This is a genomic window from Chitinophaga sp. (assembly GCF_035564935.1).
Classification (GTDB): Bacteria; Bacteroidota; Bacteroidia; order Chitinophagales; family Chitinophagaceae; genus Chitinophaga.
In genome coordinates, this window is the sequence record NZ_DATMTE010000403.1 from 1 (window position 1) to 10,086 (window position 10,086).

The following is a 10,086-nucleotide window of genomic DNA, read 5'->3' on the forward strand; positions in this document are numbered from 1 at the left end:
TTCGCTGTCATCTCTGCCGTTACTGCAACGGCGCAGCAAAGCTATCCTTCCCGCCTCACTGTTGCCAAAGATGGCAGCGGGGATTATACCACCATCCAGGAAGCCGTAGATGCTGTACGGGCCTATTCTCCGGTACCACTTACCATTACGGTTAAGAAAGGTGTGTATCACGAGAAATTAATCATCCCCTCCTGGGTAACAAACATTACATTCATCGGCGAAAGCCGCGATAGCACCATCATTACCAATGATGATTATTCCGGTAAACAGGTAGATAATAAGAAGCTGAGCACTTTCAATTCCTATACCGTATGGGTACAGGGCAACGATGTGAAGATGGAGAACCTTACTATACGTAATACGGCAGGACGTGTAGGCCAGGCGGTTGCATTGCATGTGGATGGCGATCATTTTGTGATCCGCAACTGTAACCTGTTCGGTAACCAGGACACACTGCTAACCGCCAATGGTAACAGTTGCCAGTATTATGAGAATTGCCTGATTACCGGTACTACCGATTTTATTTTCGGCCCGGCTACGGCCCTGTTCCGCCGTTGCACTATCAGGAGTCTTTCTGATTCCTATATCACCGCGGCATCTACAACAAAGGAACAGGCATACGGTTACGTGTTCCTGGAATGCAATCTTACAGCAGATCAGGAAGCACAGAAAGTATATCTGGGCAGGCCGTGGCGGGCATATGCACGCACCGTTTTTATCCGCTGTGAAATGGGAAAACATATCCTGCCTGCAGGCTGGCATAACTGGGGTAAAACGGAAAACGAACAAACCGCTTTCTACGCGGAATATGATAACAGGGGAGAAGGCGCGGCTGTTGCAGGAAGGGTGCCGTGGAGCAAACAACTCAGTGCTGCTGAAGCCGCACAATATGTAACTGTAAAAATATTAGGCGGGTGGGATCCTGCGGTTAAAGAAAAATAACTGGTATGAATATACGAAACATAAGCATTTTATTAACCTTATGCCTGGCAATAACGGTACAGGCGTTTTCGCAGTATTCCTGGAAGCGGTTACCTCAGATAGCATCGCCTGTTTTTAGGAAAGATACATTTAATATCATTCGTTATGGCGCCATAGCGGATGGGATTACACTGAATACGGCGGCGATTAACAAGGCAATAACTACCTGCAGCATGAAAGGCGGCGGTGTGGTACTGGTGCCGGAGGGACTTTGGCTCACCGGGCCGGTGGAAATGAAAAATAATGTGAACCTGCATCTGAAAAGCGGCGCCACACTTTTATTTACGCCGGATAAAAATCAATACCCCCTGGTGGAAGGTTCGTATGAAGGCCGATCTGCGGCCCGCAATCAATCACCGGTGAGTGGAAACGGCCTGCATGATATTGCTATCACTGGTAAAGGGATCATAGATGGCAATGGCGATGTATGGCGGGCAGTAGGCAAAGGCCAGATGACGGAAAGCGAATGGAAGAAGAAAGTAGCATCTGGTGGTGTACTCGGAAAAAATGGTAATGAATGGTATCCGAGTGAGCAGTATAAAAAAGCAAAGGAAGAAGGTATGAGTATGTTGCTGGTGCCAGGTAAGCCACTGGCGGATTTTGCCGTGATGAAAGATTTCCTCCGGCCAAATCTGGTAGCGCTGACCAATTGTAAAAGAGTATTGCTGGAAGGAATCACTTTTCAAAATTCGGCCGCCTGGTGTTTGCACCCTTCGCTTTGTGAAGATCTTACCTTGCGTAACCTGCTGGTGAAAAACCCATCATATGCGCAAAACGGCGATGGAGCGGATATTGAGTCCTGCCGCAGCTTCCTGGTGGAAGGCTGCATATTTGATGTTGGTGATGATGCTATTTGTATTAAATCAGGCAAAGACGAGGAAGGGCGCAAGCGTGGTAAGCCTACAGAGAATGGCATTGTGCGTAACAATACTGTCTATAAAGCGCACGGTGGTTTTGTAATAGGCAGCGAAATGAGCGGGGGTGCGAGGAACATTTTTGTATATAACTGTACTTTCATCGGAACGGATAAGGGATTGCGCTTTAAATCCACCCGGGGCCGTGGCGGCGTGGTAGAAAAGATCTTTGCAAAAAATATTTTCATGAAGGATATTGTGGAAGAGGCCGTGTTTTTTGATCTTTATTACTTCGTGAAATTTGCTACCGATAGCAAGCGGGATGAACGGCCGCAGGTGAATGAAGGTACGCCGGTGTTCAGGGATATGGAGTTCGATAATATTATCTGTAATGGCGCAAAGAAAGCCATTTTTATCCGCGGGTTGCCGGAGATGCCGGTAAAAAATATCCGCATCACCAATAGTGTTTTCAAAACAACAATTGGAAAGGAATTAACTGATGCGGATGATATTGTGCTTGATAACGTGCGGCTGGACACGCAACTGCCACGCGATACATCTTTTGCTGTATGGAGTACTTTTCAGAAACAACGGCTCAAATTTCCATTTATAAAAATTGCTGCGCCAACTGCACCGGCCAACATGAAGCAGTTAATAGATATTCCTTATCGCGAAGCAAGCGGGCGCACCTTGCTGCTGGACGTGTTCTGTAATAAAGGACCTCAGCGCAAACCTGCTGTGTTGCTGGTTTTTGGTGGCGGCTGGCATTCCGGCGATAAAACACATAATCATGCAATGTCGGTGGAACTGGTGAAAAGGGGATATGTGGCGGTATCTGCGGAATACCGCTTATCTGCCGAAGCACAATATCCGGCGGCGGTACAGGATCTGAAAGCCGCCGTACGGTGGATGCGGGCAAATGCCGCATTGTATGGGATTGATACCAATCATATTGCGGTGTTGGGCTGCTCTGCCGGCGGACAATTGGCTGCGTTGATGGGTGCAACCAACGGATTTGAACGCTATGAAGAGGGCAAGGACAACAGGGCGTTTTCCTCCGCTGTTCAGGCGGCTGTAGATATAGACGGCATCCTTGCATTTAAACATCCGGAGTCGATGGAAGCAGGCGCCGCATCAGAATGGCTGGGTGGCACGTATGAAGAGAAGCCGGACCTGTGGAAAGAAGCATCCGCATTAACACATGCAGGAAACAACACCGTGCCTATGCTGTTCATCAACAGCTCATTCCCGCAATTTCATGCTGGCCGCAACGATATGATGCAGCTCATGAAGGAACATCACATCTATTCAGAAGTCCACGAGCTGCCGGATACACCGCATCCTTTCTGGTTCTTTCATCCCTGGTTCAATACAACCATGAACTATACCACTGCCTTCTTACAGAAAGTTTTAAAGTAAATTACTTGTCCGTTCTGAAGGGAGATGCCGGTAATTGTTCCTTATTATACAGATTTGGATTTACAGGGTTGTCGGACCAGGCATAGCGGACATACACAGGGGTTGCAATGTCATTGCTCCATACCATTACCTTATTCCCTTCTATTTTTGCATTTGCCCACACAAATCTTTTATCGGCACCTGCAATTTCAAACGTAGCGGGCGCTTCGCCGTCATTTGTAATGAGGCCTTCACCTGTATGTGTAAAGCTGACAATAATTTTATCTCCCTCAATAACAGCTGATTGATAAAGCGGACCGCTGTAAATAATATCTTCCTTATACGCTGTTTTCATGGCTGCAAGCGCCAGCCGCTCACCAACTTCTTTTTTATGATCTGGATGAATATCGTTCCACTCACCAAGATCAATAGCCACAGCCATAGCCGTATTGGGAACTGATAATGTTTTCAGCTGCGATTCCCGCAACATTGCCCAGTCACTTTCCACAGGCAGGTAATTATAATCCTGGAAGCCGGGGAGCTGCACAAAGAGAAACGGAAGGTCGCCCTGGTTCCATTTTTGCCGCCAGTTGCTGATGAGCGCAGGCAATAGCTTTTCATATTGTTTGGGCCGGCCGGCATTGGCCTCGCCCTGGTACCAGCAAAATCCTTTTATGGTATAATTGATTTCCGGGGCTATCATGGCGTTGTACAAGGCGGCCGGCTGATACTGGAGATTGATCCGTTTTACAGGTGTTGAAACAGGATTGAAAACAGTACCTACTTTATATTGCCAGTAACCTTTCAGGTCAACGGTATCGCCGTTTGCGAAAATACAGTAAGGCTTGTCTGGTACAAAGCCGCCTTTACCGCCGGTGTTGGTAACACGGATTACGAACAGGTTCTTACCGGTTTTCAATACATCAGGCGCTACGTTGTACCTGCGTTGCGGATATTGGTAACTAGTGGCGCCCACCTTTTTGCCATTGATGTATAGTTCATCTGCATCTACAATCCGTCCCAGGAAAACCCTGGCTGCTTTTCCCGTCATGGAAGCGGGGATATCTATTTCCCGGCGGTACCACACAACACCGTTCAGGTCCCTGATGCCCTGGTCTTCCCAGTAGCCGGGAATGTTGATGTTACGCCAGCCCTTCGGTGCATATGCCGTGTTATACCACGCTGGTGTGGCTGCCAGTCCTGCATCTGCGGGCTGTGGAGAAGGTGCTGCCTGCCTGCTGAAGCTATTGATATAAGCAGTGTCCTTATTTTTTTCGATGACCGCTGTTTGTTCGGGAAATTTTTTCAGTCCTTCGCTGCTGATCCAAGCTTCTATGGGTGTGCCGCCCACGCTGGCATTAATAATGCCAACAGGTACCTTATATTTTTCATGGATCTTTTTTGCAAAGAAATATGCTACGGCAGAAAATGGCCTTACGGCTTCTCCAACAGCAGGCGCCCAGCGCCCGGGTGGGAGGTCGCGCTGCGGCCCTTGCAGGTCCGTAAGTGTGGGCACCAGGAACTGCCTGATCTGCGGGTAATTTGCCGTGGCAATATCATTGGCATAGGTTACATCATGAATGTTCATCTGGTGAACCATGTTCGACTGCCCGCTGCAAAGCCATACATCACCAAACAACACATCATGCAAAGTAATTTTATTACTTGCGGTAATATCTATCTGGTAAGGGCCGCCCGCGCTGGTAGGAGGCAGCTGTATTGCCCAATTGCCTTCTGTGCCGGCAGTTGTTCTATATACTTTGCCTTTGAATCGGATGGTTATCTTTTCATTGGCTGATGCCCATCCCCACAATTTTACTTTTTCATCCCTTTGAAGGATCATACTGTCGCGTACAAGCGCGGGCAGCTTTACCTGCGCCACGCCGGTGTATGCAAGGAAAAGGAATAGCGGGAGGATAATCAGTTGTTTCATACCGGGATGTTTACAGGAGATATTATTTTTTAAGTATTGTTTCAGGTGGACCAAGATAGCTTTTTTTTACGTTTCCAACATCCAATACCAGTTGCTGTAAAACCACGCCACTATCTACCATCCAATACTTCAATGTATGTTTACCTGGCGTTTGCAGCTGGTGTTTACTTGATTTAATAATGATGTTCTCCGCTACCCATTTATTCCAGTTGCCTTCTTTATTAATGCTTATGATCTGCGGTATTTCATCATCAATGGAAACTGCATACTGCAACCCATTTTCACTGTTGTGGAAATTCAATGTGGGCGAGCAATACGCATTGATAATAACATCGCCTTTACTGTAGGTATAGAAATCATATTCCACATGAGGTGCATTGTTACCAGGTTGCTGTGCTGTTGCGGTAACAGGAAAGGTAGTGATGGCAGACCCGGTTCTTCCATGGTTTCGAAGTACTTTCCAGCTAATACCGTTGGAGTGGATAGCCCTGGTAAAATGAGCAGCAGCTATGGATACCCCTTTTTCTTCTTCTTCATAAAAAATATTACCGGTAATGCCCGCGGGAATATTTGCACGTTTAAGATCCTGTTTCTGCTGCGTTTTTCTTTCAGTAACTGCATCGGGCGACAGGTACAACACTTCCGGCATTTTTTGTTGAAGAGGTTGTTGCCAGTAAGTATAACCAATATGTGTCTGATCCATCATGTGGTTCCATTTACCGTTGTTCAGCTGGTGATACGCAATAGTGATCAGGGAATCTTCACGGTAAAACTGTTTTACCTTATCGGCATAGGTATTGGTTTCCGGCCATTTGTTTTTATATGCTTCCTTGTTTTGTGCTGCATTGTAGTACATCGCATTCAGGTTGGCGCATGCCTTCACAGGATGTAACACCAGCTGGAAGTAGGCGTTGCGGTATGCAGCAGGTAATTGATCATTGATGGTTTCAGCTTTTTTCAACAGGTTGTTGTAATCCTTAACAACTGTTGCCCATTCATCAGGAAGACTATAAGTATTGGCGTCCAGTAATTCAGGTTTTCTTCTTGCATTGAATGTTGTATAGGCAGTAATAATAGCGGCAATGTCTTTGGCATATTTATTTCCAAATTGTTCAGTAGCCCATTTTTCCGTATATCGCTGAATGTCTGCCGGACCGGTCTTTTCAGGGTCCCATGCATAATCCAGGAAGAATGAAATAGGAATTTCCATGGGCTTAATATCGCCTGCATTCACGATCCATATTTCCTTTACGTTATAAGCCCATGCAAGATGCATTTGCTCCCATACCCTGGCAAGTGAGTTGGTATTAAGCCATTTATAGTTCCTCGGGCCACCTACATAATCGAAATGATAATAAATGCCATAACCACCTTTACGGCTTTTATCACCGGCGCCTGGCAGTCTGCGGATATTGCCCCAGTTGTCATCGCAAAGCAGCAGGGTTACATCGTCCGGTACGCGCATGCCTTTGTCATAATAATCCTGTACCTCTTTGTACAAAGCCCATAGCTGTGGCGTTTCATTGGCTGGTTTACCGGTTACAGCTGCAATGATTTGTCTTTGATCAGCAACGATCTTTTCCAGCAATGCAGTGGCAGTTTCTCCGGTCATAGGTTTATCGCCATCGCCCCGCATGCCTACTGTTATAATTTTCTCATTGGTAGCCCGCTGAACACCGCTGCGCCAGAATGTTTTCAGCCGGGTGCTGTTACTGTCGTAGTTCCATTGCCCTATTCCATATCTTCTCCATTCGTCGTGCGCCCTCATCATTGGTTCATGATGGGAGGTGCCTGTTACAATGCCATATTTTTCCGCCATTTTTATATTCAGTGAATCGTCGTCATAGAACGCATTGCCCCACATGGCCGGCCAGATATAATTGCCTTTTAACCGGAGGATCAGTTCAAATACTTTTTCGTAAAACAGGTGATTAAACCCGCCAAACTTTTCCTTGCTCCAGTTAGCCAGTGCCGGTGCTTCATCATTGATAAAGATGCCGCGGTATTTTACTTTAGGCGCATCGCTGATGGATATATTCTTTTTGATAAAAACGGATGTCTTCTTTTTTACAGGTACATCGGCCCACCAGTACCATGGCGATACTCCCAGTTGCTTTGATAGTTCAAATACACCATAGGCCGTTCCTCTTTTGTCGCTTCCGGCAATGATGAGATGATTGCCGGTACTTTGGATAAGATAGGCCTCCCATTTGTTTTTAATAAGGGTCGTATTGATTTTTCCTTTTTTTTCGAGAGATGTAACAGGCAATGATCCTTCCACTGATCCAATAATTATAGCTGGTGTTGTAGGAATTGAAGCTACTATAGGCAGCTTCATACCGGTAACCATTGCTATATCCTGTTGTAAGCAACTGGCGGATTGCAGCACCAGCGGGTCATCGGCTGGATCAACACAGATGGCTGCGCCGGCCAGGGAAAATGCTGCTTCGGACAACCGGTTTGCAATCACCGGTTGTGCATGGCAACAAATCGCCAGCATACATGCCATGAAAGAAAATATTATCCGTTTCATCAGCTAATCGTTATTAAAAGCCAATACTGTTTCCTCCATCCACGGGCAGTATTACACCTGTAATAAATTTTGCGGCATCACTGGCCAGGAAGTAAGCTGCGTCGCCTATATCGGCCGGTTGTCCCATGGTGCCCATCGGTGTCCGGCCAAATACTTTTGCTTTTCTTTCCGGGTCGTTGTCGAGTGCTTTTGCCGTCATGTCGGAATAAATAAAACCGGGCGCAATGGCGTTTACCCTTATGCCTTTAGGAGAAAGTTCAACGGCCATAGCCCTGGTCATTCCATCAATGGCTGTTTTACTGGCGGAATAGGCAATTACTTTTGGAATACCATATTGAGCAGCCATGGAGCTGATGTTAATGATACAACCGCTTTGCTGCAGCAGCATATGTTTTACTACTTCCCGGCTCATAGAGAAAACGGCGCTAAGGTTGGTAAGGAGCACCTGTTGGAACTCTTCATCCGTTACATCCGTGAAATCTTTTTTCATATTGGTGCCGGCATTGTTCACCAGGATATCAATCGGACCATATTGATCAATTACCGTTTGAACAAAACCGGGAATGGCAGCGAGTTCGGTGACATCGAGGTGTATCGGGTGACATAGTGCTCCCAGTTGTTGCCGGGCGGCATTCAACCGGTCCTGGTTTCTTCCGGCAATAACTACCCGGATGCCTTGTTGTACAAATCTTTCGGCAATCGCAAGGCCTAGTCCTGAACCTCCGCCTGTTACAATAGCTAATTTTCTTTTTGTTGTTGTCATCTTCCTTCGTCAGTTTAATATGCTGTAGCTAAATTCCCGGTGCGAACGGGAACCGCAGTTTTTTATAATATTCCAGTGTTTTACGTGGCTGTTCATATTGTGCAGGAATAGGTATCCTGCTGATGGTTTGGAAATACAGCAGGCAGGCATCCCGCCACCAGACAGCTTCAGCGTGTTGTATTTTCAACAGCATGCTCACCTGGTCAAACCGTTGCTTGTCTATGTACGGCTGTAGCCCTTTCCATGTAGCCTGCATCTTTCCCGCCCGTTCCGCGCCTGTATAATATTGATAACATAATTCTTCCCATAAAGTACGCCCGCTTTTTACCTTCAATTTCCATGGAACGTGATGGAACCACAACAGGTATTTTTCATCACAGTTGCTGATGTTTTCCCATTGTTTTCTTGCATCAGGGTGGTATTGGGAGAGGGCGTTACTGCCTGTTGCCGTACGGTCAAATCCTATACCGCTGCTATCTGCCTTGTGATAATAAACAGGGTTCCATTCAGGGCGGCGCTGGTCGTTTACCCAGGGAGCGGGGCCATAATGATGGCTGGTACCCATGATGTGATGCAGGCCAATAGGATTGGAGTACTGCACAATGATATCACGGCTTTCCAGCATTAGGGCAGTAGCGGATTTCAGGAAATCAGCGTTGTTGGAGAAGGTCATACGCAGCCATTCATCTGCAATCTGTTCACTGCTGATAGTATGATCCCATGCCAGGCGTCCCAGGGCATACCAGTTAGCTTGTGCAAACGGGTGGCCGCACCAGTTAATATCGTTGCCAATATTAGCTACTCCTGCCATGCCGGAAAGCGAATGTTTTTCCAGGCTGCCATCTATTATTTGGGCTACGGTGCTGCCTTTGCCTTTGCGGTAGGTATCGCTTTCAAGGGTTTCTTTAAAAAGCGGCGCCAGGAAAACAAGACTTGTTCCCTGCCCCAGGTATTCCTGTGTTACCTGGAACTCCATCATCAGCGGTGTTTTGGGCATGGCGCCAAACAGGGGATGAAAAGGTTCCCGGGGCATAAAGTCGATAGCCCCGTTTTTCACCTGTACCATCACATTGGATCTGAATTGTCCATCGAGCGGAACAAAGTCGTCATAAGCCTGCATATGGCGGTCTACGGGGTTTTCATGGCTGTACACAAACGCGCGCCATATCACGATGCCTTTATATGGAGCAACGGCATCTGCCAGCATATTGGCGCCATCTGCATGGGTGCGTTTATAGTCCTGCGGACCGGGTTGCCCTTCACTGTTGGCTTTTACGAGGAAGCCGCCGAAGTCGGGGATATAAGTATATATTTCCTTGGCTTTTTCTTTCCACCATTGTTGTACGTTTTTATCCAGCGGGTCTGCTGTTTGTAGCCCGCCAATTTCCATGGGAGCGCTGAACCTGGCGGTGAGATATATTTTGATACCGTAAGGCCGGAATACATCCGCCAGGGCTTTTACTTTTTCAAGATAAGCGGGAGTAAGGATAACGGCGTTGGCGTTTACGTTAGTGATCACTACGCCATTGATGCCGATGGAGGCATTTGCCCTGGCATAATCAATATAACGCTGATCAATATACGAAGGAAGCGTATGCCAGTTCCATATAGAGAAACCGGCGTA

General features: G+C 47.0%; 6 protein-coding genes. 2 read left to right on the top strand and 4 right to left on the bottom strand.

Annotation, left to right across the window (positions count from 1 at the left end):
• Both VN105_RS10575 and VN105_RS10580 read left to right on the top strand, forming a co-directional pair.
• Positions 1-942: pectinesterase family protein (locus VN105_RS10575; RefSeq protein WP_325640607.1), on the top strand; the 942-nt coding region annotated here is incomplete at its 5' end.
• A 5-nt stretch (positions 943-947) separates the two neighbouring features.
• On the top strand, positions 948-3,254 hold the full coding sequence (locus VN105_RS10580; RefSeq protein WP_325640609.1) for a glycosyl hydrolase family 28 protein: 2,307 nt from the start codon (positions 948-950) through the stop codon (positions 3,252-3,254).
• Position 3,255: 1 nt separating this feature from the next.
• Here the strand turns inward: VN105_RS10580 and VN105_RS10585 are convergent, their stop codons facing one another.
• The 4 genes from VN105_RS10585 to VN105_RS10600 form a co-directional block, all read right to left on the bottom strand.
• The gene (locus VN105_RS10585; protein WP_325640611.1) at positions 3,256-5,166 is read right to left on the bottom strand and encodes a sialate O-acetylesterase; all 1,911 of its coding nucleotides are present in this window, start codon (positions 5,164-5,166) and stop codon (positions 3,256-3,258) included.
• Between the two features lie 22 nt (positions 5,167-5,188).
• Positions 5,189-7,699: a glycosyl hydrolase 115 family protein gene (locus VN105_RS10590; protein WP_325640613.1), complete on the bottom strand. Its 2,511-nt coding sequence runs from the start codon at positions 7,697-7,699 to the stop codon at positions 5,189-5,191.
• Between the two features lie 13 nt (positions 7,700-7,712).
• Complete coding sequence (locus VN105_RS10595; protein ID WP_325640615.1) at positions 7,713-8,462, bottom strand: SDR family oxidoreductase; 750 nt, start codon at positions 8,460-8,462, stop codon at positions 7,713-7,715.
• Between the two features lie 28 nt (positions 8,463-8,490).
• A partial coding sequence (locus tag VN105_RS10600; protein ID WP_325640617.1) for an alpha-glucuronidase occupies positions 8,491-10,086 on the bottom strand: 1,596 nt, incomplete at its 5' end.

Bases quoted from the DNA above. Each gene is read 5' to 3' on its own strand.
- VN105_RS10580 (WP_325640609.1), top strand. From the start codon at position 948: ATGAATATACGAAACATAAGCATTTTATTAACCTTATGCCTGGCAATA.
- VN105_RS10585 (WP_325640611.1), bottom strand. From the start codon at position 5,166: ATGAAACAACTGATTATCCTCCCGCTATTCCTTTTCCTTGCATACACC.
- VN105_RS10590 (WP_325640613.1), bottom strand. From the start codon at position 7,699: ATGAAACGGATAATATTTTCTTTCATGGCATGTATGCTGGCGATTTGT.
- VN105_RS10595 (WP_325640615.1), bottom strand. From the start codon at position 8,462: ATGACAACAACAAAAAGAAAATTAGCTATTGTAACAGGCGGAGGTTCA.